Origin of the sequence: Pseudomonas syringae group sp. 247E2, assembly GCF_032587795.1 — a bacterium.
Lineage (GTDB): Bacteria > Pseudomonadota > Gammaproteobacteria > Pseudomonadales > Pseudomonadaceae > Aquipseudomonas > Aquipseudomonas amygdali.
Window position 1 is genome coordinate 74763 of sequence record NZ_JAWHPK010000023.1, and the last position, 26391, is coordinate 101153.

A 26391-nucleotide genomic window follows, 5' to 3' on the forward strand; every position below is an offset into this window, starting at 1 on the left:
ACTTGAAGTCGGGCGCAGAGCATCCAGATCGGTCAGCAATCTCAGCGCTTTGCAGGTCGCTCGAAGTTCTTCTGCGCGGCGGTTGCCAGGTCGGGCGGAAGGAAGTCCTTGTCCGGGTTGTAGTCAGCCTTCAGGTAGCGTGACAGATCCTGCAGGTCGCCCGGGCTCAGTGTGCCGGCTGCCTGCTTGAGGCGCAGGTTGTCGAGGATGTAGTCATAGCGCGTGTTGTTGTAGTCACGCACCGAGGCATACAACTGGCGCTGCGCATCCAGCACGTCGACGATGTTGCGGGTGCCAACCTGATAACCGATTTCGGTGGCTTCCAGCGCGCTCTGGTTGGAGATGATCGACTGTTTGCGGGCCTGGACCTGCTCGACATCGGTATTCACCGCACGGTGCAGGTTGCGCGTATTTTCCACCACCTGACGACGCAGGCTTTCACGGCGTTGCTCGCTCTGGCTCAGGCGCGCATAGGCTTCGCGTACCTGTGAACTGGTCAGGCCACCGCTGTAGATCGGGATATTCAACTGCACGCCAATACTGCGCTGCTCGACGTCGCCGCCATAATTGCGTCCGGTGTAGTTAGGGTTGCTGAAACCCAGTGCGTCGTTGTCGCCACGCTGATAAGTCGCCACGGCATCAAGTGTTGGGGCATGCCCGGCCTTGCGCTGACGCAGGGTCTCCTCGGCAGCACTGACGGCGTAGTTACTGGCCAGCAGGTTGAGGTTCTGTTGTGCTGCGGTGTCGACCCAGGCCTTGGCATCGTTTGGCGTTGGCGCCAGCACAGGCAAGGTATGCACGATGCCTTCGATGGAGTTGTATTCCCGATTGGTCAGCGTCACCAGGGCTTGAAACGCATCATCCACCTGGCGCTTGGCTAGAATCCTGCTGGCACGCGAGGTGTCGTAGCTGGCCTGCGCCTGCAACACGTCGGTCTTGTCCGACAGGCCGACATCGAAACGCTCGTTGGCCTGATCGAGCTGGCGTTTGAACGCTGCCTCCTCGGCCTTGGTCGAGGCCAGATTGTCCTGGGCGCGCAGCACGCTGAAATAGCTTTGTGCCGCTTGCAGGATCAGGTTCTGCTCGGTAGCCGACAGCTCGAGTGCCGCCTGCTCGTTGCTCGCCTCGGCGGCCTGCAACTGGAACCAGCGGTCGGCACGGAAGATCGGCTGGCTCAGGGTGGCTTGATAGACGTTACCGCTACGGGTGGCCACGGCTCTGGGCTGGTCGATACTGGTGCGGGTATTGTTGCTTTGTGCGCTGCCGGAAATGTTCGGCAGCAAACCGGCGCGGGCCTGCGGTACGGCTTCCTTGCGGGCATCGTAATCGGCGCGGGATGCCGCAAGGTCGGCATTGTTGTCCACCGCCTGCTGATAGACATTCAGCAGACCTGTCTGGGTCGGCAGTGGCATATCGGCTGCCCACGTCAGGCCGCTGGACGCAAACGAAACGGCCACAACCAACGAAAGTTTGCGCAGCATGAGGCATTCCCTGTTCATGAAGAAAGTAATCACGGTTTTAAGCGAAACCGGGTTAGCGAGTGTAGAGCCAGACTCTTTTAGCAACAATCGGCGATTTGCGCCATTTATCGAGCCCTGTGCAAATAGGCTGGCATTGCGACCGCGCCCCGGCATAGACTGATCGCGTTCTTGTCGGGGTGCCTTGCTATGAGGCTGAGATCGGTTAAACCGGATCCCGTTGAACCTGATCAGGTTAGCGCCTGCGTAGGGAACAAGATTTCTCGTCTCCCGGCGAGTCCTCTTGAGTATCGTCCGGGGTCGATTGTTCAAAAAATGAACAGCGTACGTCTCCTTTCGATACTCAGCACCAGCACTGGTGTACCCGTCCGTCACGTCAGGTCACTCCGACAATAAATCCGCAACCGGATGTCTGGAGAGCCCGTGATGAGTACAACACTAAAAAACGCAGCCCATTTGAGCGAGTCGGCACAAGTCGATTCCGGATCGGTACAGCCGTTTACCCGTTCGCAGAAAATCTACGTTCAGGGCTCACGCCCGGACATCCGCGTGCCGATGCGCGAAATCACCCTGGACGTCACACCGACTGACTTCGGCGGTGAAATCAACGCGCCGGTCACGGTCTATGACACCTCCGGCCCGTACACCGACCCCAACGTGATCATCGACGTGCGTAAAGGCCTGGCGGATGTTCGCTCGCCGTGGATCGACTCGCGTAATGACACCGAGCGTCTGCCCGGCCTGAGTTCCAACTTCGGCCAGCAACGCCTGAGCGACGCCGAACTGACTGCGCTGCGCTTTGCTCATGTGCGCAACCCGCGCCGGGCCAAGGCGGGGGCCAACGTCAGCCAGATGCACTATGCGCGTCAGGGCATCATTACCGCCGAGATGGAATACGTCGCCATCCGCGAAAACATGAAGCTTCAGGAAGCCCGTGCCGCTGGCCTGCTGACCCAGCAACATGCCGGGCACAGCTTCGGCGCGAGCATCCCGAAGGAAATTACTGCCGAGTTCGTGCGCGAAGAGATCGCCCGTGGTCGCGCGATCATCCCGGCCAACATCAACCACGTCGAACTGGAACCGATGATTATCGGGCGTAACTTTCTGGTGAAGATCAACGGCAACATCGGTAACAGCGCGCTGGGATCTTCCATCGAAGAAGAAGTCGCCAAGCTGACCTGGGGCATTCGCTGGGGTTCTGACACGGTCATGGACCTGTCTACCGGCAAGCATATTCATGAAACCCGTGAATGGATCATCCGCAACTCGCCGGTGCCGATCGGCACTGTGCCGATCTATCAGGCTCTGGAAAAAGTCGGCGGTGCGGCCGAGGACCTGACCTGGGAGCTGTTCCGCGACACACTGATCGAGCAGGCCGAGCAGGGCGTTGATTACTTCACCATCCACGCCGGTGTGTTGCTGCGTTATGTGCCGCTGACCGCCAAACGTGTGACCGGGATTGTCAGCCGTGGTGGTTCAATCATGGCCAAGTGGTGCCTGGCGCATCACCAGGAAAACTTCCTGTACACCCATTTCGAAGACATCTGCGAAATCATGAAGGCTTATGACGTCAGCTTCTCGCTGGGCGATGGCTTGCGTCCGGGCTCGATTGCCGACGCCAACGATGCGGCGCAGTTCGGTGAGCTGGAAACCTTGGGTGAACTGACCAAGATCGCCTGGAAGCACGACGTGCAGACCATGATTGAAGGCCCCGGTCATGTGCCGATGCAGTTGATCAAGGAAAACATGGACAAGCAGCTGGAATGCTGCGACGAAGCGCCGTTTTACACTCTGGGCCCGCTGACCACCGATATTGCGCCGGGGTATGACCACATCACGTCGGGCATCGGTGCCGCGATGATTGGCTGGTTCGGTTGCGCCATGCTGTGCTACGTCACGCCCAAAGAGCACCTGGGGCTGCCGAACAAGGATGACGTGAAGACCGGGATCATCACCTACAAGATCGCTGCCCACGCAGCGGACCTTGCCAAAGGCCATCCGGGCGCGCAGATCCGTGATAACGCCTTGAGCAAGGCGCGTTTCGAGTTCCGCTGGGAAGACCAGTTCAACCTTGGCCTGGACCCGGACACCGCGCGCTCGTACCACGACGAAACCCTGCCCAAGGACTCGGCCAAGGTCGCGCATTTCTGTTCCATGTGCTGGCCGAAATTCTGCTCAATGAAAATCACTCAGGAAGTACGCGAGTACGCCGCCAACCAGCGGATCGAAGCAGTCGATGTCGCCAAAGGCCTGGCCGAGCAGGCCGAGCGCTTCAAGCAGGAAGGCAGCCAGTTGTACAAGAAGGTGTAGAAAGCGGTACGTGCACGACAGAACACCGCTAGCGGTTATCGCTACGCTCCAGCATTGGGCTTTACGACTCGGAGCGTCGCACGATAGTTGCGATTATCGTTCCGCACGCTCCAGCGTGGGAATGCAGTTCTCGACGCTCTGCGTCGTCAAGAGGACGTGGAGCGTCCAGAACGTCATGCGACGCAGAGCGTCGCACGATAGTTGCGATTATCGTTCCGCACGCTCCCGCGTGGGAATGCAGTTCTCGACGCTCTGCGTCGTCAAGAGGACGCGTAGCGTCCAGAACGGCATGCGACGCAGAGCGTCGCACGATAGTTGCGATTATCGTTCCGCACGCTCCCGCGTGGGAATGCAGTTCTCGACGCTCTGCGTCGTCAAGAGGACGCGGAGCGTCCAGAAAGGCATGCGACGCAGAGCGCCGCACGATAATTGCGATGATCCCACGCTCTGCGTGGTAGCGCTGTTCTGGAAGCTCCGCGTCCGATCCCGAATCACCGATCAACACCCAACACGAGACACAAACGTGAACACACCTGGCACCTATTCTCCCGACACCCCCATCCCTGCCAGCCAGCGGGTGTTCGGTGGGCGGGATCTGTTCTCCCTGTGGTTTTCCCTCGGCATCGGTCTGATGGTGCTGCAAACCGGGGCCTTGCTGGCACCGGGGCTGGGCATGTCCGGCTCGCTGTTGGCGATTTTCCTCGGCACGCTGGTGGGCGTTTTACTGCTCGCCAGTGTCGGCGTGATCGGCAGTGACACCGGTTTGTCTTCCATGGCAGCCCTCAAACTCAGCCTGGGCAGCAAAGGCGCGTCGCTGCCTGCAGTGTTGAACCTGCTGCAACTGATCGGTTGGGGTTCGTTCGAGATCATCGTCATGCGCGACGCCGCCAGTCTGTTGGGCGATCGGGCTTTTTCGCAAGGCAGTCTGTGGACCAGCCCGCTGCTCTGGACGCTGTTTTTTGGAGCGCTGGCCACTCTGCTGGCGGTCAGCGGACCATTGACCTTTGTGCGCCGATTCTTGCGCAAGTGGGGGATCTGGATACTGCTGGCCGCGTGCTCATGGCTGACCTGGAACCTGCTGAGCAAGGCTGATCTGGCAGCGCTGTGGGCGACATCCGGGGACGGTTCACTGCCGTTTGCTTCGGGGTTCGACATCGCAATCGCTATGCCGCTGTCCTGGCTGCCGCTCATTGCCGACTACTCGCGCTTCGGCCAACGCGCGAAAAGCGTCTTCGGTGGCACGGCCGCAGGCTTTTTCATCGGTAACTTCTGGCTGATGGGTCTGGGCGTTGCCTATACATTGGCGTTCGCCCCTGGCGGCGAGGTCAATGCCTTGCTGCTGGCACTGGCCGGCGCAGGTCTGGGTATCCCGCTGCTGCTGATTCTGCTGGATGAGACGGAAAATGCGTTCGCCGATATTCACTCGGCAGCGGTCTCGAGTGCTTTGCTGTCACGTATCAAGGTCGAGCATTTGGCATTGATCATCGGCGTGATCTGCACGCTGATCGCCTGTCTGGCACCGCTGGCCCAATACCAGAACTTCCTGCTGCTGATCGGCTCGGTGTTTGCGCCGCTGTTCGGCGTGGTGCTGGTCGACCATTTCATACTGCGTCGTCGCAGTGGTCAGGTAGCGGAGGGCGGTTTGCGCTGGATGAGTCTGCTGGCGTGGCTGGGCGGGCTCAGCACCTATCATCTGCTGGCCGGTTTTTACCCGGATGTCGGTGCAACACTGCCAGCGCTCATCGTCGCTGGCGTGCTGCAGCTGTTGATCGGCGGTGCGATCAACCGCGACCGGGGAACAGTTCCGGCTTGAGGATGCCATTGAGCTGAGGGTAAGGAATCTTCAGCTCGATGTGACCCATCGAATACGGTGCGATGGTATCCACCGAGTACTTGAGGATCACCGCGCCGTACGTCAGCGCGATGTGTGGCGTGCGCTTGAACGGCCAGGTCTTCATGAACTCGCTGTCTTCATTCATCTTGGTCGAGACCAGCCAACCCTGGTGGGCCAGTTGGGCCTTCTGCCAGAACTCGCTTTCCTTGCCCGGAATGATCATGTCGGCCAGGGTCAGGACTTTCTGCTGCTGACGCGAATAGTTGATGAACGCCCGGCCGGGGTTGCCGTGGGCACCACCGGTATCCAGATAACTGGAAAGTTCGACAACCACGATACCGTCATGCTGCTCACGTACCTTGGCTTGCAGATAACTGCTGTTGCGACCCTGGGCCTGGCTCAGGAACTGCTCCTGATAGGCTTTGATGGACGCAGGCGGCGAGGCGCTGCTGTCGGCAACGGTCAGTTGCAGCAAGGTCTTCTGGACGATGGCGTCCAATCGCGGCTCATCGGGAAAATGCACGGTATCGATGTTCACCAGCGGGCAGTCCGCCGTGGTGCAGCCTGGCTTGATAAGCTCGGAAGCATCGCGCTGGACTTGCAGCGGTGTGCGCATGTTGGGCGTGAAGAGGCTTTGGCAGGCGCCGAGCAACAGGGCCAGGCAAGCCAGTGAAGTGATCCTCAATAACGACATGTTGATCCTTGGCAGTGTCAGTAAAGGCGGTTGCGTTGTGCGTATGCAGGCTGGTTGGACTGTAAACAACGTCTTCGGTTCGATCATGGCAGATTAGAATTGTTTTAAGTCCCGGCCGTCTACCCTGCATCTTCAAGGGGGCTGCATCTTAACGTCGATGCGCGTTAGGATGGCCCGATGTCAAAAACGGCGGCAAGCGAGAAACCCATGACCCAGACCACACGATCTGCACCAAGCGCTTTTGAAACCATACAGCGTGAAAACTGCTTCAAGGGCTTCTATAGGCTGGACAAGCTGCATGTGCGCCACGAACTGTTCGACGGTGGCATGAGCAAGGAAATCAGCCGCGAGCTTTTCGTTCGCCACGATGCGGTTTGCGTACTGCCTTACGATGCCAAGCGTGACGAAGTGGTGCTCATCGAGCAGTTTCGCGTGGGGGCCATGGAAAAGACCAGCAACCCGTGGCTGATCGAACTGGTCGCCGGGCTGATCGACAAGGATGAGCAGCCGGAAGAAGTTGCTCATCGCGAGGCAGAGGAGGAAGCTGGACTGGTGTTCCGCTCGCTTTGGCCCATCACCAAATACTTTCCTTCTCCGGGTGGCAGTAACGAGTTTGTTCACTTGTACCTGGGGCAGTGCAGCAGTGAGGGGGCAGGCGGAATTCACGGGCTTGAGTCCGAAGGCGAAGACATCCGGGTCACGGTCTGGTCATTCGATGACGCAATGCAGGCGATGAAAGACGGAACAATCAAAAACGCGTCGACGATCATCGCCTTGCAATGGCTGGCGCTGAATCGTGCGGAGATAAGGGGTTTATGGTCGTGAATCTATTGCGCGAGCGCTACCGTGTCGACCTTGCCGGACTGCAGGCTGCGTGTGAGGCCAACTACGCGCGCCTGATGCGCCTGCTGCCCGACATGCGTAACGAACAGCGCTCACGCCGCGTCGCCGTTACACAGGGTGACCAGATGCTGGGCGTACTGGCCGTCGAGGTATTGCTCGACTGCCCGTACACCACCACCCTGCAAGTCCGCCAGGAACACAGCCTGCCGTGGCTGCCGGTGCCGGTGCTCGAAGTACAGGTCTACCATGACGCACGCATGGCCGAAGTCATCGGCGCCGAGCATGCGCGGCGCTTTCGCGGGATTTATCCCTACCCCAACGCCGACATGCATCAACCGGACGAAAAAGCCCAGCTCAATTTGTTTCTGGGCGAGTGGCTGAGTCATTGCCTGGCGTGTGGGCATGAGTTTGAAGCAGTGCGTTAACGCCTCTTCAATTGTTATCGCACTACTGCTCCTTGGCTTCGCCCTGTATTTATCCCACACCGGATTGACCGATAAGTGACGTCAGCTGACAGCGGGCAGGCTCCAGTCTTGTAGGTGGTTTCTGAAAATCCCCCGGCACCTTGGATTTGAAACCACATGCCTTACATTCGACCTGAATTTATTTGCAGGTATAACGAATGAGTGACTTAGGCACCCCACGATGTCTTTTAGCGTGCTTCTCGGGAGTCACCCTCAGCCTTTTCAGCTATCTCGGGTTGATAACCCTGGCAGGCAGCGCTCTGCGTTGGGAACACTTTCTATATACGGCCATTACCGGAGTGGTCATCGGTATTCTGTCTTTGAGGCTCATGCCGTGGATCGTTCATCTGGCTGGACTGGCAGGAATGATTCTTGGCGTTGTCCTGGAGCTTTTGTTGGCGGGATATCTCTGGCCTGGAATGCCTTATGAGCGGGTGCTGAGCTATCTCTTGGGTGCGGGACTGGCGGGCATGGTGTCGGCCGGACTTATTGCTTTAATTGTGCTCAAGCACCGAGCAAATCAGCAAATGTGACCAAATGCTCGTCTGCGCTCACATTCCCGGTTTACCCGCCCGCTGCCACATCACATAATCGCGCTGAATCCTCTCTGGGAGACGGTCTTGCCAAGCGCAGCCCCTTCATCGTCAGTTTTGCTGGTGCAGATATCCGACAGCCACCTGTTCGCAGAGGCGGACGGGGCGTTGTTGGGTATGAGTACCCGCGACAGTCTGGAAAAAGTCGTTGATCTGGTCCTCGCCGAGCAGCCGCAGGTTGATCTTGTGGTTGCAAGCGGGGATATCTCCCAGGATGGCAGTGTCGAGTCTTACGAAGCGTTTCGCCGGATAAGTACGCAGATCGCCGCCCCCGCGCGCTGGTTTGCCGGTAATCATGATGAATTGCCGCAGATGGAGCATGTCGCACAGGCTGAAGGGCTGCTTGAGCCGATCATCAACATCGGCCGGTGGCGGGTGACACTGCTGGATTCGGCAGTGCCCGGTTCGGTGCCAGGTTTTCTGGCTGCTGGGCAATTGCAGTTGCTGGAGCAGTCCCTGAGCGAAGCAACTGACCGGCATCATCTGGTCTGCCTGCATCACCACCCGGTGGCCATCGGCTGTGAATGGATGGCACCCATCGGTCTGCGCAATGCTGACGCGTTGTTTGCGGTGCTGGATCGATTCCCGCAGGTTCGGGCCGTATTGTGGGGGCATGTACATCAGGAGTTCGACCAGATGCGTAACGGCGTGCGCCTGCTGGCGTCGCCCTCGACCTGCATTCAGTTCGCGCCGGGCAGTGCCGATTTCAAGGTGGACACCACGGCACCGGGCTATCGCTGGCTGCGACTGCATGACGACGGACGGCTGGAAACCGCTGTTTCCCGAGTGGTCGGCATGCAGTTCGAAGTCGATTACGGCGGCACCGGCTACTGAATGAGCGGGCGGACACGTTTCCAGTGAGGTGTTGTAGCGTAAGTCCCTGTAAACTACACGGCTTTGCCTTGCACTCGGGAGCGACAGCGTGACCAGCGACACACCTTCACTGCTATACATCCATGGCTTGAACAGCTCGGCCCTGTCGAGAAAGGCCTGTCAGTTGGCCGCGCTGATGAAGTCATTGGGTCTGGCTGATCGTCTGCAAGTCCCTGAACTGCATCACCATCCGCGTCAGGCTATGGGGCAGCTTGAAACCGCTATAAAGGAGCTGGGACGGCCATTACTGGTCGGCAGCTCGCTCGGCGGCTACTATGCGACTCATTTGGCGCAGCAGCATGGCCTCAAGGCGGTGCTGATCAACCCGGCAGTCAACCCGCACCAGCTGTTTGACGGGTTTCTCGGCGTGCAGCAGAACCTGTACACCGGCGAGCAGTGGCAGTTGACCGAAGACCATATTCAGGCACTGGCCGAGCTGGAGGTTCCTGCTCCCCAGGACCCGCAGCAGTTTCAGGTGTGGTTGCAGACCGGTGACGAGACCCTTGATTATCGTCGCGCCGAGAAGTTTTACCGGGCCTGTGCCTTGCGCATTCAGGCGGGCGGCGACCACAGTTTTCAGGGTTTTGCCGAGCAAATGCCAGCGTTGTTGAGCTTTGCCGGGTTTGCCCCCGATCTGTTGCAGAAGATCGACCTGTCGGCGCTATAGGCGATCGATGCCCGGCCTACTGAATGCAAGAACATTGAACCCCCGAAATTCCATGAAAGATTGATAACGAGAACCCATGGCCAATCCCAGCGCTAGCTCTTATAACGCAGACGCCATCGAAGTCCTCTCGGGCCTCGATCCGGTTCGCAAACGTCCGGGCATGTACACTGACACCTCGCGGCCCAACCACCTGGCTCAGGAAGTCATCGACAACAGTGTCGACGAAGCTCTGGCTGGTCACGCGCGCTCGGTACAGGTCATCCTTCATGCCGACAACTCGCTTGAGGTGTCCGACGACGGCCGCGGCATGCCGGTGGACATTCACCCGGAAGAAGGTGTGTCCGGCGTCGAGCTGATCCTCACCAAGCTGCATGCGGGTGGCAAGTTCTCCAACAAGAACTACCAGTTCTCCGGCGGCCTGCACGGCGTAGGGATTTCCGTGGTCAACGCGCTTTCCACTCAGGTTCGGGTGCGGGTCAAGCGCGATGGCAACGAATATGAAATGACCTTTGCCGACGGCTACAAGGCCACAGAGCTGGCGGTTATCGGCACTGTCGGCAAGCGCAACACCGGGACCAGCGTCTATTTCGCGCCCGATCCGAAGTATTTCGATACCCCGAAGTTCTCCGTCAGCCGCCTCAAGCACGTGCTCAAGGCCAAAGCGGTTCTGTGCCCGGGCCTGCTGGTCAGCTTCGAAGACAAATCCACTAACGAAAAAGTCGAGTGGCATTACGAAGACGGCTTGCGCTCGTATCTACAGGATTCGGTCAGCGACTTCCTGCGACTGCCGGACGAACCGTTCTGCGGCAGCTTCGCCGGTAACAAGGAAGCGGTCGACTGGGCGCTGCTCTGGCTGCCCGAAGGTGGCGACAGCGTTCAGGAAAGCTACGTCAACCTGATCCCTACCGCGCAGGGTGGCACCCATGTGAACGGCTTGCGCCAGGGCTTGCTGGATGCGATGCGCGAGTTCTGCGAGTTCCGCAACCTGTTGCCGCGTGGTGTCAAGCTGGCACCGGAAGACGTCTGGGAGCGAATTGCCTTCGTCCTGTCGATGAAAATGCAGGAGCCGCAGTTCTCCGGGCAGACCAAGGAACGTCTGTCGTCCCGTGAGGCGGCGGCGTTCGTTTCCGGCGTGGTCAAGGACGCTTTCAGTCTGTGGCTCAATACCCACTCGGAGCTGGGCCTGCAACTGGCTGACCTGGCGATCAACAACGCCGGTCGCCGCCTCAAGGCCAGCAAGAAGGTTGAACGCAAGCGCATTACCCAAGGCCCCGCGTTGCCGGGCAAGCTGGCTGACTGTGCCGGACAGGATCCGGCGCGCTCCGAGCTGTTTCTGGTCGAAGGTGATTCCGCCGGTGGTTCGGCCAAGCAGGCGCGGGACAAGGAATTTCAGGCCATCCTGCCCCTGCGCGGCAAGATTCTGAATACTTGGGAAGTGGACGGCGGCGAAGTGCTCGCCAGCCAGGAAGTGCACAACATCGCGGTTGCCATCGGGGTTGATCCGGGCGCGGCGGACATCAGCCAGTTGCGTTACGGCAAGATCTGTATTCTCGCCGACGCCGACTCGGATGGTTTGCACATCGCCACCTTGCTGTGTGCGTTGTTCGTCCAGCACTTCCGCCCGCTGGTCGACGCCGGTCATGTGTATGTGGCCATGCCGCCGCTGTACCGGATTGACCTTGGCAAGGAAATCTACTACGCGCTGGACGAAAGCGAGCGCGACGGAATTCTTGACCGTCTGGTGGCTGAAAAGAAACGGGGCAAGCCACAGGTCACCCGATTCAAAGGCTTGGGTGAAATGAACCCGCCGCAACTGCGCGAAACCACCATGGACCCGAACACACGGCGTCTGGTGCAGCTCACGCTGGATGATTTCGCTGCTACGTCGGAAATGATGGACATGTTGCTGGCGAAGAAACGTGCAGGTGATCGCAAGTCCTGGCTTGAATCGAAGGGCAACCTCGCCGAGGTCCTGACTTGATACGAGCCTGGCTCGCCGCCCTGACCCTGGTTGCCGCGCCGGTTTTCGCCGCGCCGCTTGAGGTCCTGAAACTGCAATCCGAGCACCCGGTAGACGACATGGTCGGCGGCAATCTGTCGGGTCTGGCCATGTGCAATGGCCAGCTGTGGACCGTTTCCGACCGTGACGACAATGTGCTGTACAGCCTTGATGTGTCGCAAAATACCTGGAAGGCAGAAGCACACCGCATTGACGCACCTGCGCCGCACAGCTATCTGCCGCTCAAGCTGCGTTCGTTGGCAGGCCTTTCCGCGTTGGTGCGTGGTGGTGATCTGGATTTCGAAGGCGTGAGTTGTGATGCAGCCGGTAACCGTTATCTGGTCAGCGAGGCCTATGGCACGGTGCTCAAGGTTCCGGTCAGTGGTGCACCGTTCTGGCTGGACTTGCCGCAGGCACTGATAGAACAGGCGCGCGGCCAGGGCATGTTGCAACACTTCAATGCGATTTTCGAAGGGATTGCCGTGAACGCCTCTGGCGACCGCATCTGGCTGGCCGCCGAGCGCGAGAAGCGCGGGCTGCTGGCTGTGCAGCGCGACAAGGAACAATGGAGCTGCGGGCAAAGCTGCGTGCTGCTGTCCGAAGATGGTAAAGACCTGCTGCCCGCAGAACAGGGGCACAAGACCGTGTCTACGGACTTTTCCGATCTGTCGCTCTACAACGGCAAGCTGTTCACGCTCGAACGTGCGGCCTATCGCATCTGTCGGCGTGGGCTTGAGACCGGGCAGATCGAACGTTGCTGGTCGTTCGCCAAGGAAGCGATGGTGCCTTCGCGTCGCTATGATCAGCCCTACGGCCTGACCGAGGCGCTGGTCGTGGACGAGAAGGGCGCGTGGATCGGCATCGACAATAACTTCGGTGCGCGCGCCGATGGTGAAAAACGCCCGATTGTCTGGCGGTTCGCTGCGCCTGAAGCGGGCTGGAGCGCCGGTCAGTGAGCCAGCCCGCGAATCAACCGCAACCCGGCAAGCGCGCTGGCAAGATATTAATGATCGTGGCCTGGGCTGCTGGCCTGTTTCTGGCGACGCGCTTTTTCGGCAGTTGGGAAGACAAGCAGCAGAACCCTAATACGGTGGTTGCTTCGCAACACGGTGACGGATACATCGAAGTGCAACTGGCGGGTAATCGTCAGGGGCACTTTGTCAGTACCGGCCAGATCAACGGCCGGACGGTAGAGTTCATGATCGACACCGGGGCGACCGACGTGGCTGTACCCGGTGATATGGCTGACAGCCTGGGCCTGAAACGCGGCTATCCGGTCACGGTCAGCACGGCCAATGGCAACAGTCAGGGTTTTCGGGCCACGCTCGACCGCTTGCAACTGGGCGATATTGTCCTGACCAATGTGCGTGCTCTGGTAGCACCCGGTCTGGACGGTGAGCAGGTGCTGCTGGGCATGAGCGCCATGAAACAACTTGAATTCACACAGCGTGGCGGCAACTTGCTGCTGCGCCAGTCAACGAAATAATGAGGCCCGCATGAGCGACTCCCTTGACCTCAGCCTGGATGGTGTAGAACGCCGATCACTGGCTGACTTCACCGAACAGGCCTACCTCAACTACTCCATGTACGTGATCATGGACCGTGCCTTGCCGCATATCGGGGACGGCCTGAAGCCTGTTCAGCGGCGCATCATCTACGCGATGAGCGAACTGGGCCTTGGGGCTGACGCCAAGCACAAGAAATCGGCGCGTACCGTCGGCGACGTACTCGGCAAATTCCACCCGCACGGCGACTCGGCCTGCTACGAAGCGATGGTGCTGATGGCCCAGCCGTTCAGCTACCGCTACACGCTGGTGGACGGGCAGGGTAACTGGGGTGCGCCGGATGATCCCAAGTCCTTCGCGGCCATGCGTTACACCGAAGCGCGCCTATCGCGCTATTCCGAAGTCCTGCTCAGCGAACTGGGCCAGGGCACGGCTGACTGGGTGCCGAACTTTGACGGCACACTGGACGAACCGGCCGTGCTGCCGGCGCGTTTGCCGAACATCCTGCTCAATGGCACCACCGGCATTGCCGTCGGTATGGCCACCGACGTGCCGCCGCATAACCTGCGCGAAGTCGCCAGCGCCTGCGTTCATCTGCTGGACGACCCCAAGGCCACGGTCCCGGAACTGTGCGAGCACATTCTGGGGCCGGACTATCCGACCGAAGCGGAAATCATCACGCCGCGTGCCGACCTGCTGAAAATTTACGAGACCGGGCGCGGTTCGGTGCGCATGCGGGCCGTGTACCGCATTGAAGATGGCGACATTGTCGTGACTTCACTGCCGCATCAGGTTTCCGGCGCCAAGGTGCTGGAGCAGATCGCCGCGCAGATGCAGGCCAAGAAGCTGCCGATGGTTGCCGACCTGCGTGACGAGTCTGACCACGAAAACCCTTGTCGTATCGTGATCATTCCGCGCTCCAACCGGGTTGAGCTGGACGAGTTGATGCAGCATTTGTTCGCGACCACCGAGCTGGAGTCCAGCTATCGGGTGAACATCAACATCATCGGTCTGGATGGCAAGCCGCAGCTCAAGAACCTCAAGACACTGCTCGGCGAATGGCTGACGTTCCGCATCGGTACTGTGCGTCGTCGTCTGCAGTTTCGTCTGGACAAGGTCGAGCATCGTCTGCACCTGTTGGACGGTTTGCTCACGGCTTACCTGAACCTGGATGAAGTGATCCACATTATCCGCACCGCCGAACATCCCAAGGCGGAACTGATTGCACGCTTTGGCCTGTCGGAAATCCAGGCGGACTACATCCTCGATACCCGTCTGCGTCAGTTGGCGCGTCTGGAAGAGATGAAGCTGCGCAGCGAGCAGGAGGCCCTGCGCAAAGAGCAGGCCAAGCTTCTGGCCCTGCTGGGCAGTGAGTCCAAGCTGCGCAAGCTGGTCCGTGCCGAACTGATTGCCGACGCTGAAACCTATGGTGACGACCGTCGTTCGCCGATTGTTGCCCGTGCCGAAGCCAAGGCGCTGTCTGAAAACGAATTGATGCCCACCGAGCCGGTAACTGTCGTGCTTTCGGAAAAAGGCTGGGTGCGTTGCGCGAAAGGCCACGATATTGATGCCACCGGGCTTTCCTACAAAGCAGGGGATGGTTTCAAGACGTCGTCCATCGGCCGCTCGAATCAGTTCGCCGTATTCATCGACTCGACCGGGCGCAGCTATTCGGTGGCAGCACACACCCTGCCATCTGCACGAGGCCAGGGCGAGCCGTTGACCGGTAAACTGCAACCGCCACCGGGTGCGACGTTCGAGTGCGTATTGATGCCCGAAGATGACGCGCTGTATGTGATCGCTTCGGATGCCGGTTATGGGTTTGTCGTCAAAGGCGAAGACCTGCAGGCCAAGAACAAGGCGGGCAAGGCGTTGCTGAGCTTGCCGAACGGGGCAAAAGTCATCTTGCCCCGGCCGGTGCCCGACCGTGAACAGAACTGGCTGGCAGCGGTGACCACCGAAGGCCGCCTGCTGGTGTTCAAGATCAGCGATTTGCCGCAGTTGGGCAAAGGCAAAGGCAACAAGATCATCGGTATTCCGGGTGAGCGGGTAGCCAGCCGAGAAGAATATGTGACCGATCTGGCGGTGATTGCGCAGGGCGCGACGCTGGTACTCCAGGCGGGCAAGCGAACGCTGTCGCTTAAACCTGAAGACCTTGAACATTACAAGGGGGAGCGGGGCCGACGTGGCAATAAATTGCCAAGAGGCTTCCAGCGCGTAGACGCGTTATTGGTGGAAAATAGCTAAAAACATTGATCTGGCACCAGCGTTCTTCGTTTTGCCATGAAGTACGATGCATAATCGCTGGAGTCATGATGCATATTCACGGATGATATGGGGTCTTGGGGTGCATGCGTGGCTCAGTGCCTGCATGGGTCTTGAAAGTACTTATACTGTGGCCTGCCTCGGGGCGGCCACCTGGATGGGATGATGAATTTTCTACGCCTTCCCCTGATCTTGCTGATGACTGGCGTTTTGGGTCTGGCTGGTTGCAGTGTGCGCCAGCCGACCGCGCTTTATCAGCTCGATAGCGGTGAGCCTGGTCAGCCGAAACAGAGTAGTGGTCTGGCAGTATTGCTGGGTCCTGTTTCGGTGGCCGACTATCTGCAACGCGAAACCCTGCTGCAACGCCAGCCTGACGGCACTTTGACCGCATCGCCTGACGGGCGCTGGGCGGGCAATCTGTCTTCGGACATCGACCAGTTGCTCTTGCGTCAGCTGGCCTGGAAGCTGGACAGCCAGCGTGTCGTCATGGCACCTGCGGTTGCCAACTTCACACCGGACGTTCAGGTCGTACTGTCGATCACCCGTCTGGACTCCGGTGCCAAACAGCCTGCCGTTCTGGATGCGCAATGGCGTCTTCTGGACCGTAAAGGTCATGTTCGTGACAGCCGACTGGTGCACCTTGAACAGGTCCATGCCGGCAGCTCCGCCGACCAGGTCAAGGCCCAGGGCATGCTGTTGCAACGCCTGGCCGATCAGGTAAGTACTGCGATCAAGCCGATTTCCTGGCAGCCGATCGAAGAACCGAAAAAGCCCCCGGTTGCGAAGGCCAAAGAGCCTGACAAACCAAGAATTCCAATGGCCTCGCCCATACGTACCGATCTTGAAGTGTTCCGCTTCTAGGGTTGGCCCAACAAAAAGCCCGCAGCGATGCGGGCTTTTTGTTGGACGCGAATCTTCGCTTCTCACACCTCGACGTTCCTGACGCACCACGCAGTCAGGAGGACGCAGAGCGTCCAGAACGGCATGCCCACGCGGAGCATGGGCACGATGGTGATCTTGCGGACGCCTATCGTTCCAAATGCTCCAGTGAGGTCAGGATCGGATGCGGAGCGTCCAGAACGGCATGCCCACGCGGAGCATGGGCACGATGGTGATCTTGCGGACACCTATCGTTCCGCACGCTCCAGCGTGGGAATGCCTGGGTGACGCTCTGCGTCACAGATCTGCGCCGCGCTGCACCGTCAGGATCGGACGCGGAGCGTCCAGAACGGCATGCCCACGCGGAGCATGGGCACGATGGTGATCTTGCGGACACCTATCGTTCCGCACGCTCCAGCGTGGGAATGCCTTGGGTGACGCTCTGCGTCACAGATCTGCGCCGCGCTGCCACAGTCAAGGTCGGGCGCCTCTCGTCCTGTGCTTACGCATGTGAACGAGAGGCGGTGGTCAGGCCTTGTTGGATTCGTGCATGCGCGCCAGCTGGCGTTCGAGCATCGAAGGGTAGGGCTCCATCAGGCGTTCCACACAGCATGCGCCTTCAGGGCTGGCGATAGGACGGATACGGGCGCGCTGGCGTATCAACGGGTCGTCGTTGATACGGCGTTCAACCAGCAGCAGGTTGCGGCTGTGCTGAGACAGCGCCAACGCATCCTGCGCCGTTTCAGTCAGCAGCAGGTCGATCTGGCTCAGACCGCTCAGGCCCTCACCCAGCGTCAGGCCCAGTTGCAGTTGCAAGGTGATGCCGCTGTCGGCCACCTCGATCTGCAAGGCATGGCTCAGGGCACGCAATAGCTCGCCGCAGCAGATTGCGTTGGTGAGGTAGTCATCACCGCTTTCGTGGCTGTGAAACAGCATCAGGGTGCTGCCATCGTTCAGGGTATGCAGCTCGCTTTCATACAGCGAGGCGGCCTGATCGAGGCAGTCGCGATAACGTTGCAGCAATTCGGTCAGTCGTGCGCGCGGCAGGCGGCGCAATTGGTCCTGCGCACCCAATTGTACGGCCAGCACGGCACTGTTGTGCGGCTCGACGGGCGCTACCGGCGCAGCCACCGGGCGTGCGGCTGGTGCAGTGTTCGAGCTGTCACGCAGGTCCGCAAACGGGTCTTCGTCGTCGTCTTCATCTTCTTCGGCAACAATGCGACGCTGGACTGGCGGTGCCGGCAGGCGCGGCTTCGGTTCGCTGCTGCGTGCCGAGACCGGTGGTGCAGGTCGCTCTTCCGGCTCCAGGTACGGATCGTCACCGTCGTCCTCGTCGCCGTCATACTCGGGTTCGGGCAGCGGCTCCGGCTCTGGAACCGGTGGTGCGAACGAGGTGCGCAGTTGCCGGGCCAGATCGCCTATTTCATCCTGGCGGTCGGTAGCCGGGGTGTATGGGTCGATGTCGCGCAGCCAGATGCGCATCTGCATCAATGGCGTGGAGATATGGCGACCGAGGCGCAGGCTCAGGGCCAGCGCCAGGGCCAGCAGAATGCCCGCCAGAATGCCCATGCTCTGCAGGCTGATGGTCATCGGCTGCTGGAACTGCGACATGTCGAGGCTGATGCGCAGATGGCCCGCCATCACGTCCTGGAACGTGATCTTGATTTCATACAGACCCTGAGCTTCCCCCAGCAGACCGTTTTTCGGACGCTGGCCGGCCTCCGCGAGGATGCGGTTATCCACACTGTAGATAGCGGCATGCGCTACCAGCGGGTTCTTGACCAGATTGCCCAGCAGCACGTTGAGACTGAGGATGTCGTTAGACACCAACAGCTCGGTAGCCGAGGTGGCGGTCTGGGTCGTCAGGGCCTGCCCCAGCGCATCGGCCTGTTCATGCATGGCCTGCTTGAACTGCAGGCCCATGACGCCGGCGTAGATCACCAGCGCCAAAGCGACCAGGATCACGTTATGGCTGGCAATGCGCAAAGCGATCGGTACACGGCGATGACGCAGGGCACGAAAGATGAGCAGGAAGAAATTATCGGTTTTAACGGGCGTGGGCCGGTTCACAGAGCACGGCTCTTTCGGTGAAGTTGTCGCGCAGTATAACGAGCGACCCAGTAGCGGCAAAGCGCTGCCTGTGCCCGGTGGTCACTGAATGTGGTTAGAATGCGGTTTTTTTCCACTATGGGGGTGCGCCTTGCGCGAAATCGTCCTGATTAACATCACAGGTGTCGACCGTCCAGGTCTCACTGCTGCCATCACCGGCGTCCTCGCCCAGGGTGGCGTGAACATTCTCGATATTGGTCAGGCGGTTATCCACGACACCCTGTCGTTCGGCATCCTGGTTGAAATTCCGGATACCGTGCAGGGTTCTTCCGTGCTCAAGGACATCCTGTTCACCGCCTACAAACTCGATCAGCAGGTCCGTTTCACGGCGGTGTCCGAAGCGGATTATCAGCACTGGGTTGAAGGTCAGGGCAAGGCCCGTCATATCGTCACACTGCTGACCCGCAAGGTTACGGCCGAGCAATTGCAGTGCGTCAGCGCCATTACGGCTAAATACGGGCTGAATATCGATCAGATCGATCGTCTGTCCGGGCGTATGCCGCTCGACACGCCGGCCGACAAGGGCAAGGGTTGCATCGAGTTCACCGTGCGCGGCGAGCCAGCCGACCCGAAAGCCATGCAGGCCGAGTTCCTCGCAGTTGCCCAGGATCTCAACGTAGATATCGCGTTCCAGCAGGATTCGCTGTTTCGCCGCAACCGGCGTCTGGCTGTGTTCGACATGGATTCGACCCTCATTGAGGCCGAAGTGATCGACGAGTTGGCCAAGGCTGCCGGTGTGGGCGAGCAGGTTTCCGAAATTACCGAGCGTGCGATGCGCGGCGAACTGGATTTCAGTGAAAGCTTCAAGGAGCGTCTGGCTTTGCTCAAGGGCCTGGATGTCAGTGTGCTGGATGAAATCGGTGCTTCTCTACGCTTGACCGAAGGCGCCGAAACGCTGTTCTCCGAGCTCAAGCGTCTGGGTTACAAGACCGCGATTCTCTCGGGTGGCTTCACCTACTTCGCCAAGCAGCTGCAAGCAAAGCTGGGCATCGATTATGTGTACGCCAACGAGCTGGAAGTGGTCGATGGCAAGGTAACAGGCGTCGCCGTAGAGCCGATCGTCAATGCGCAGCGCAAGGCAGACCTGTTGCGCGAGCTGGCGCACAAGGAAGGCTTGAGCCTGGAGCAGACCATCGCGGTCGGCGACGGTGCCAATGACTTGCCGATGCTGGCGATTGCCGGGCTGGGTGTCGCATTTCGCGCCAAGCCGCTGGTCAAGCAATCGGCAAAGCAGGCGATCTCGACGCTGGGACTCGATGGCGTGCTATATCTGTTGGGTTTTCGCGACCGCGAAGGAAAGCGCTGACGCTCAGGCCGTGGTGGTTTGCCCCTGATGGCGAGGTGCCAATCGCGACGGCTGTCGCAGTGATCGCTACAGCGTGCCCCACAAGGAATCGAACTCCTGATCCGGCCTGGCCTTTTCGGTTTCGGTCGCTTTCGGGGCGTCGTACATCTGATACTCGAACTGATTGTAACTGGCGCTGCTGACCTGCCGGTTGCTCAGTGACGCGCGGCGTTCTTCACCGGCGACGTTGATCATCACCTTGTTGCCCTCCTGAAAAGGCAGACGCGGTGCGAGCACGGTGGGCGGTTTTTCCATGGCGCGTACTTCCGGCAGCATCAGGGTTCGCAGGTACTGGCTATTCTGCTGTTCGCGAATCAGCTGCATGCCGCACGGTTGGGCAAACGGGGCGATCAGTTCGATCCCCATCTGTGTGCCGCCGCTGCGTACCTGGCGGATCCAGCGCACGATTGCAATGCTCCAGCCCTGGCCGGCGTCATCCTGAATACCCACCAGTTCGCCAGCCTGCAACTGCTGAGGCACGTCCTTCTGCCACGCCAGGCAGTATCCGCCCGGGCTGTGGTTGACAATATTCAGGTCGAAGGTCGGAAACGTATGCTGGTTGTTGGAAAGCGAGTCGCTGTCGCCGTCGTTTTTCGGGTATTCGATCTCTTCGTAGGGCAGCAGAACGGATGAAGTCTTGCCGCGCTGAGTGTCGAAGGCAGACGCCCACGGATCGTCCGCGTCATCATTGGCCATCTTCAGCGAAAAACTCGCAGCACTGCCTGCGCTGTTGAGTTGCAGGAGTTCGCTGAACGACTTCTGACCAGCTACATAAAAATGCAGTGCGCTCATGCCGATGCACAGCTTCAGGGTGCCCTGGCCTGCCGTGCGCTGAAAGGTGCGTTCCGCCACATCACCCCAGGCGACCGCCAGATGTTGCAGCAGGTCGGTGTTGATACCGGTTGGAATAAGCAACGGCGAAGGGGTGCGCTGGTCATCCGGCAGGGCCAGGTACTGATTGATCGCTTCAGCCAGCGCGTAGGTGTTGATACCCAGCAGTCGAGGAGATTGTTCGTCGCTGAACAGGGTGCGATACAGCGGTGGTTTGTCGACCGTCGGGTCCAGAGCGAAGAGGCTGCTTTCAGTGACCGGCAATTGCAGCTTTACCAGAGGGCTCCAGGCCTCCAGCGCATCGGCCAGTTTGCCGATGTTCAACTGACGCATCTGGTTGCAGCGTGAGCAACCCATCAGCAGCGCGATCACGTAGGTCTGTTCCACGCTCAGCACTTTGCTGTGATGGGCCAGGGGCTCTTCGACCGGCGTGTTGTGCAACTGGTACTGACGGGCAATCTGGTAGATCTGATGCAGCTCGAGCCACAGGCCATCCTGAACCGGACAGTAAAGCTGGTTGGCGCGTATCAGTGGCCCGTTGAGACCATGCAGTGCGCGTTGCAGCGCAGTGCTGAACAGCCCGGCCTGGTCTCGGGTATAGCGCGGGGCGACCTGCTGAATGATCTGCTTGTAACCGGTTGCGAGATGGTTTTGCAGCGCCTGGCAAAGGTTGGCCACCTTGCGTGGTCGCTCGTCCAGCACAATGGCCTGATTGAGAAAGTGACGTTCAAGGTGCTTGCAGACGAAGTACACCTCGGGCCGCAGCAATTCAAGCAATTGCAGGCGGTTCTCGCTCGGGGTGATCAACTGGTTGAGCTCGGTCAGCCCTTGATAGAGCTGGCGCGCCATTTCTCCGAGGTTCGCCTTGGGCAATCTGGAGATCCAGCGTTTGAGGTCGCGGGGGTTGGCTTCACTGAATGTCAGGCTCGACTGCGTCGGCGTGGGGGCACGCAATAGCAGAGGGAGGCTAAAATTACTCATGTGACAGGCAAGCTCCAACAACTCACTGGCGCGGACGATGGCTTCAGATGGGGGGCCGAGGTTATCGCGCACCCGCGATGTGCCGAGCATACGCCCATGAAAGTGAGAAGTATCCTACAGCATCGATGTAACGACTTTACCAGTATCGACATCACCCCGCAGCAACTATGGCCTCAGGCCATTACCGTCCGGCGGCACGTTGCATGAGCGCCAATATCCATCATCGGACGCTCATGCAGCGAGGCTCAGACCGCGATCATGCCTGGGCAGGAACAGCCAGTGCCTGTCCCATTTGAACCTTGGAACCCGCCGTCAGTTGTTCGGCCCATTTCACCTGACCTGGACCGAACAGCACAATGGCCGTGGAGCCCAGTTTGAAGCGGCCCATCTCGGCACCTTTTTCCAGATGGATTGGCGCACGCGCTGCTTCGTCGTAGCTGAACGTCTTCAATTCACGCTTGGGCGGCGTGACCAGCCCGGCCCATACCGTCTCGACCGACGCCACGATCATCGCGCCGACCAGCACCACTGCCATTGGTCCGCGCTCGGTGTCGAACAGGCAGACCACTCGCTCGTTACGGGCGAACAGTTCCGGCACGTTTTCAGCGGTGGTCTGGTTGACCGAGAAGATGCGGCCCGGCACGTAGACCATTTCACGCAGCGTGCCAGCCAGTGGCATGTGGACGCGGTGATAGTCCTTTGGCGACAGGTAGACGGTTGCGAACTCGCCGCCCATGAAGGGCGCTGACAGCTTGGGATCACCGCCGAGCAGTTCCAGTACGCTGAAGCTGTGGCCCTTGGCCTGGAAGATCCGGCCGTGGTCGATAGGGCCCAACTGGCTGATGGCGCCGTCGGCTGGCGAAAGAATCGCGCCCGGCGTGGTATCGAGCGGGCGGGCGTCGGCTTTCAATGCGCGGGTGAAGAACGCATTGAAGTGCTCGTAGGACGTCAGGTCTTCGACCAGGGCCTGCGACATGTCTACTTGATAACGGCGGGCAAACCACGCGGTGAAAGCGTTTTTGAACCAGCGTACGCGGCATTCGGCAACGCAGCCTGCCAGTCGGGACAGCAGGTGGTGTGGCAACAGGTACTGACTGATGATGAACAAGCGGTCTTTCATTGAAGGTCCTGAGGATGAGTGTCCTGAATATTTCTGCGAGGCCTGTCGCGGTTCGCTAGAGCGGACAGGTTCGACGGTTTCGGCTGGTGCTGGCTGCGCAGGCGCGACGGGTTGCGCAACCTCGACTGCCTCGGCGGCCACTTCCGGAAGTTCTACCGGTGTCTCCGGGTGATTGCCCCATTCACCCCACGAGCCGGCATAGGCCTTGACCCTTGGGTAGCCCAGCGCTTTCGCCACCAGATAGGTGAAGCCCGAGCGGTGGTGAGTCTGGCAATGGGTGATCACTTCCTTGTCGGGCGTGATGCCCAGGTCGCGAAGAATCTCTGGCATGTCCTGACGAATACGCAGGTTACGTGCCTTGTCCATGCCCGCAGTCCATTCGAAATTGACCGCGCCGGGTATGTGTCCGCCCTTGGCCGCGACTACTTTTTCGCCCGAATACTCGGTAGGGCCGCGAGCGTCCCAGATTGCCAGGTCGGCGGCACCCAGACGGCTTTGCAGGTATTCGCGTGTGGCGGTAGGTTCGTCGTGCAGCGTCAGCGTGACCGGGCCGCCTGCAACGGGCGCAACCTCTGTGCTCAACGGCAGCGATTGCGCTTCCCAGGCCAGCACGCCGCCATCCAGATAGTGATAACGGTGGTGGCCGATGACATCCAGCAGCCAGATAAAACGCCCGGCCCAGCCACCGCCTTCGTCATCGTAGACGACATAGACTGCATCAGGGTTGTGACCCAGCTCGCCGAACAGCTGCTGCAGATCGGCAGTGTCGGGCAGTAGACCAGGCGCAGGAGGCTTGCCCAGTTGCGTACGTTTTGGATCGACAAAGCGTGCGCCGCGAATGTGCCCGGCTTCGTAGCGAGCGCTGCTGGTCAGATCCACGAGGATCAGTTCCGGGGCGTCTAGACGCTCAAGCAGATCGTTGGGTTCGATGACCAGCGACAAGCCAGTGAATGCGGACATTTGCAGCCTCCGATGAAAGGAAAGAGGCGAATTGTACGCCAGGCCTCACGCTTTGCGATGACTAAAGATGCCAAGTGCCCTTTCAATACATTGCGCGGTTTTTCCGAATGCCTGGACGGAAATTTCCGACAAGGCCCCGCCACCCTGGTCGGCGACCACCAGCAGCATGACTTTACCGTTGTTGCCCAGCGAGCGAATAAGCCAGTGCTGGCCACTGAACAGGGTTTTCAGTGGCGCGGGCAGCAGGGCGGCAAACTGCGCGTTGTTCGCGGGGGTCATGCGCAACTGCGTCGGCTGGGTCAGCAAGCGTTGCAACACGGTGCTTTCCTTGATGAACAACTGCAAGGAGGCGGTTTCGGCCGGCAGTCCGGCCATTTGATTGACGCGCAGTACGGTCGAGGTCTTGTCCAGCATCAGCAGCATGACCCGCTCCATACCGCACGACATAAACGCGTCGCGGGCCGAGGTGGTCAAGTGCATGGCGTTGATGAACGGGCTGGGGTCCTGCAGCAGCTCGGCGCAGTGCTTGCGCCATAGCTGCAGAGCGTCGGCCGATGGCGGTGGCGCTGGTTCGTTGTCGCGCCTTACACGGCGCGCATCCCAAGGCCAGATCAGCGATTCGGCCGGGTGCCAGAGGTCTTTTTCCGCATGAATACGCGCGCTGCTGGCAGCGTTTTGATGCGCCTGCTGCTGCACTTCGCTGATCGACTGTTGCAGGTAAAGGCTGGTCAGCCGTTCCCAGCGCAGGCAATGCGGGCTGTTCCAGGCATGTTGCGCCGCCAGCGCCAGGCCGTTACCCAGCAAAACAGTATTGGCTGGCTGGTTCAACCAGCGCCGCAGGTTGGGGTCGGCGTCCATGAGTTGTTGCTGTTGCAGCGGGCTGTGTTCTTCGCGGGCGATGCGCAGCACCTTGGCCAGATCGCGTCGCTCGTTGATCAGCAACTTATAACCGCGCGTGACCCAGATCGGCAGGCGCCAGAATTCGGCGAGTGCCAGGCACAGCTCCAGCAGATTGACGCCGAACAGCTCTTTTTCCACTGCAAGGCTGGAATGGCCCTTGTGGATAACCCGCAACTCCAGCTCTTCGAGCAGCTTCGGATAGGCCAGCGCCATCGGCCAAAGGGGGGAGAGGAAAAGCAGGCTGCCCATATGGATGTCTTGCCAGAGTCGTGCAAGGCGACTGGCAAACAACCCGTTGGCCTGTTGTGTGGCGTGCTGGCTGACCAGAATCAATTGGCGATAGACCGCGGGAATTTCCTCGGGCGGCTTGGCCGGCAAGCGGCCCAGAAGGATTTCAGTACGCGCCAGCCCCAGGCGGTTGATCGCAATCTCGAGGCTCTCGGCCTGCTCGGTCAAACCGTGGGTGTGATGGTTGGCCTCGCGCATCACACTCAATACCAGTGCGGGGCTTTCCTGCATCATTTCAGCGATTTCACGCAGTGAGCGGCGACTGTCGTTCAATGCTGCGCGAACGTGCCCATGATTGACGGCAGGGACCGGTAACGCGATGCCGTCAAGCAGCTTGACCCAGGCATCCAGCGTTTTCGGAACGAGATGATGTGCTGCGTGTGCTGTCGACATTCGATGGCCTGTGCGGCTGATTATCTGAGCTGGGAAACCGCCAGCGTACGGGACGCTGAGGCCATTTTCCTCCTTTTATGGAGGCGGATAAATGGGTTTTTCAAAAGAACCGGCTATAGTCTGGCCCAGTTAGGCCGATAAGGAGAAGAAGAGATTCAAGAACTTCCGGACTGTCCCTGAACCCGACTCAGTAAAGTATTTTTTCCTATGGCTAAAATTATCGGCATCATTGTCGTTATCGCGAGTGTCCTCGGCGGATATGTGCTGTCCCATGGCAAGATCATGGCGCTGTTCCAGCCCTACGAGGTCTTGATCATCGGCGGTGCTGCACTGGGCGCGTTCCTCCAGGCCAACCCTGGCTACATGACCATGCACGTGTTCAAGAAGTCGCTGAAGATGTTCGGTTCGCGCTTCACACACGCCTATTACCTCGAGGTGCTGGGGCTGGTATACGAAATCCTCAACAAGAGCCGCCGTGAAGGCATGATGGCGATTGAAGGGGATATCGAAGACGCCGCCTCCAGCCCGATCTTCGCCAAATACCCTGGTGTGCTGAAAGATGAGCGCATGACCGCGTACATCTGCGACTACCTGCGCATCATGTCGTCCGGCAACATGGCTCCTCACGAGCTGGAAGGCCTGTTCGACATGGAACTGCTGAGCATGAAAGAAGAGCTCGAGCATCCATCCCATGCTATTACCGGTATCGCCGACGGTATGCCCGGCTTCGGTATCGTGGCGGCGGTACTCGGTATCGTGGTGACCATGGCGTCGCTGGGGTCGGGCGACAAGGCTGCAATCGGCATGCACGTAGGTGCTGCGCTGGTAGGTACCTTCTTCGGTATTCTTGCGGCATACGGTTTCTTCGGTCCGTTGGCCACCTGCCTTGCCCATGATGCCAAGGAAGAAATGAACGTCTACGAGAGCATCAAGGCGTCGCTGGTGGCGTCGGCCTCCGGCATGCCGCCTTCGCTGGCCGTCGAATTTGGCCGCAAGGTTCTCTACCCGCTGCATCGCCCCAGCTTCAGCGAGCTGGAACAAGCGGTTCGCGGTCGCTAAG

The 26391-nt window shown here is 59.7% G+C and carries 20 protein-coding genes, 1 pseudogene and 1 riboswitch; of the genes and pseudogenes, 14 read left to right on the forward strand and 7 right to left on the reverse strand.

The genetic code is table 11. The annotated features are described in order from the left end of the window. Positions 1-41: 41 nt before the first annotated feature. The gene (locus tag RYC18_RS19405) at positions 42-1481 is read right to left on the reverse strand and encodes a TolC family outer membrane protein (RefSeq protein WP_004654543.1); all 1440 of its coding nucleotides are present in this window, start codon (positions 1479-1481) and stop codon (positions 42-44) included. Between the two features lie 162 nt (positions 1482-1643). Continuing rightward, a riboswitch (TPP riboswitch) is annotated at positions 1644-1748 on the forward strand. Between the two features lie 156 nt (positions 1749-1904). Between RYC18_RS19405 and thiC the strand changes: the two genes are divergently transcribed. Further along, positions 1905-3788 (forward strand): phosphomethylpyrimidine synthase ThiC, encoded by a 1884-nt coding sequence (gene thiC / locus RYC18_RS19410; RefSeq protein ID WP_316886620.1) that lies wholly within the window; start codon positions 1905-1907, stop codon positions 3786-3788. A 523-nt stretch (positions 3789-4311) separates the two neighbouring features. Next, positions 4312-5601: a putative hydroxymethylpyrimidine transporter CytX gene (gene cytX / locus RYC18_RS19415; RefSeq protein ID WP_316886621.1), complete on the forward strand. Its 1290-nt coding sequence runs from the start codon at positions 4312-4314 to the stop codon at positions 5599-5601. Here cytX and RYC18_RS19420 read toward each other — a convergent pair. Then, complete coding sequence (locus RYC18_RS19420) at positions 5570-6316, reverse strand: RsiV family protein (RefSeq protein WP_004654549.1); 747 nt, start codon at positions 6314-6316, stop codon at positions 5570-5572. The genes cytX and RYC18_RS19420 overlap by 32 nt on opposite strands. A 207-nt stretch (positions 6317-6523) precedes the next feature. Here RYC18_RS19420 and RYC18_RS19425 point away from each other — a divergent pair, with 207 nt between their 5' ends. From RYC18_RS19425 to RYC18_RS19470, 10 genes are all read left to right on the forward strand, one after another. After that, positions 6524-7141, forward strand: coding sequence for an NUDIX domain-containing protein (locus RYC18_RS19425; protein ID WP_004666418.1), 618 nt, complete (start codon positions 6524-6526; stop codon positions 7139-7141). Next, entirely contained in the window at positions 7132-7584 is a 453-nt protein-coding gene (locus RYC18_RS19430; RefSeq protein ID WP_002551796.1) for a DUF1249 domain-containing protein, read from the forward strand. The genes RYC18_RS19425 and RYC18_RS19430 overlap by 10 nt, the downstream gene beginning before the upstream one ends. A 197-nt stretch (positions 7585-7781) precedes the next feature. After that, entirely contained in the window at positions 7782-8156 is a 375-nt protein-coding gene (locus RYC18_RS19435; RefSeq protein WP_057401738.1) for a hypothetical protein, read from the forward strand. An 87-nt stretch (positions 8157-8243) separates the two neighbouring features. Then, complete coding sequence (gene cpdA / locus RYC18_RS19440) at positions 8244-9050, forward strand: 3',5'-cyclic-AMP phosphodiesterase (RefSeq protein WP_316886622.1); 807 nt, start codon at positions 8244-8246, stop codon at positions 9048-9050. An 88-nt stretch (positions 9051-9138) separates the two neighbouring features. Further along, the gene (locus RYC18_RS19445; protein WP_005731105.1) at positions 9139-9756 is read left to right on the forward strand and encodes a YqiA/YcfP family alpha/beta fold hydrolase; all 618 of its coding nucleotides are present in this window, start codon (positions 9139-9141) and stop codon (positions 9754-9756) included. Between the two features lie 76 nt (positions 9757-9832). After that, entirely contained in the window at positions 9833-11737 is a 1905-nt protein-coding gene (parE, locus tag RYC18_RS19450) for a DNA topoisomerase IV subunit B (protein ID WP_002551799.1), read from the forward strand. Then, positions 11734-12711, forward strand: a complete 978-nt coding sequence (locus RYC18_RS19455) for an esterase-like activity of phytase family protein (protein WP_011167551.1) — start codon at positions 11734-11736, stop codon at positions 12709-12711. The genes parE and RYC18_RS19455 overlap by 4 nt, the downstream gene beginning before the upstream one ends. Then, on the forward strand, positions 12708-13241 hold the full coding sequence (locus tag RYC18_RS19460; protein ID WP_316886623.1) for a TIGR02281 family clan AA aspartic protease: 534 nt from the start codon (positions 12708-12710) through the stop codon (positions 13239-13241). Before RYC18_RS19455 ends, RYC18_RS19460 begins: the two co-directional genes overlap by 4 nt. Positions 13242-13251: 10 nt before the next feature. Continuing rightward, positions 13252-15507, forward strand: coding sequence for a DNA topoisomerase IV subunit A (gene parC, locus RYC18_RS19465; RefSeq protein ID WP_005778869.1), 2256 nt, complete (start codon positions 13252-13254; stop codon positions 15505-15507). A gap of 183 nt (positions 15508-15690) precedes the next feature. Beyond that, on the forward strand, positions 15691-16386 hold the full coding sequence (locus RYC18_RS19470) for a membrane integrity-associated transporter subunit PqiC (RefSeq protein ID WP_029241083.1): 696 nt from the start codon (positions 15691-15693) through the stop codon (positions 16384-16386). Between the two features lie 546 nt (positions 16387-16932). On the opposite strand, the gene RYC18_RS19475 is transcribed toward RYC18_RS19470, so the two are convergent. Beyond that, positions 16933-18474, reverse strand: coding sequence for a HAMP domain-containing protein (locus tag RYC18_RS19475; RefSeq protein ID WP_044321432.1), 1542 nt, complete (start codon positions 18472-18474; stop codon positions 16933-16935). A 130-nt stretch (positions 18475-18604) separates the two neighbouring features. On the opposite strand from RYC18_RS19475, the gene serB reads away from it, so the two are divergent. Continuing rightward, positions 18605-19819, forward strand: coding sequence for a phosphoserine phosphatase SerB (gene serB, locus RYC18_RS19480; protein ID WP_004654576.1), 1215 nt, complete (start codon positions 18605-18607; stop codon positions 19817-19819). A 66-nt stretch (positions 19820-19885) separates the two neighbouring features. Here serB and RYC18_RS19485 read toward each other — a convergent pair whose 3' ends face one another. From RYC18_RS19485 to RYC18_RS19500, 4 genes and pseudogenes are all read right to left on the reverse strand, one after another. Continuing rightward, on the reverse strand, positions 19886-21670 hold the full coding sequence (locus RYC18_RS19485) for a hypothetical protein (RefSeq protein WP_005743003.1): 1785 nt from the start codon (positions 21668-21670) through the stop codon (positions 19886-19888). Between the two features lie 256 nt (positions 21671-21926). After that, the gene (gene asd / locus RYC18_RS19490; RefSeq protein WP_032634688.1) at positions 21927-22790 is read right to left on the reverse strand and encodes an archaetidylserine decarboxylase; all 864 of its coding nucleotides are present in this window, start codon (positions 22788-22790) and stop codon (positions 21927-21929) included. A 147-nt stretch (positions 22791-22937) separates the two neighbouring features. Continuing rightward, positions 22938-23750, reverse strand: a pseudogene (locus tag RYC18_RS19495) (rhodanese-like domain-containing protein); the annotation flags it as partial. 45 nt (positions 23751-23795) lie between these two features. Beyond that, positions 23796-25331: an HDOD domain-containing protein gene (locus RYC18_RS19500; RefSeq protein WP_316886624.1), complete on the reverse strand. Its 1536-nt coding sequence runs from the start codon at positions 25329-25331 to the stop codon at positions 23796-23798. A gap of 207 nt (positions 25332-25538) precedes the next feature. On the opposite strand from RYC18_RS19500, the gene motA reads away from it, so the two are divergent. After that, positions 25539-26390, forward strand: a complete 852-nt coding sequence (motA, locus tag RYC18_RS19505; RefSeq protein ID WP_002551809.1) for a flagellar motor stator protein MotA — start codon at positions 25539-25541, stop codon at positions 26388-26390. The last annotated feature ends 1 nt before the right edge of the window (position 26391 follow it).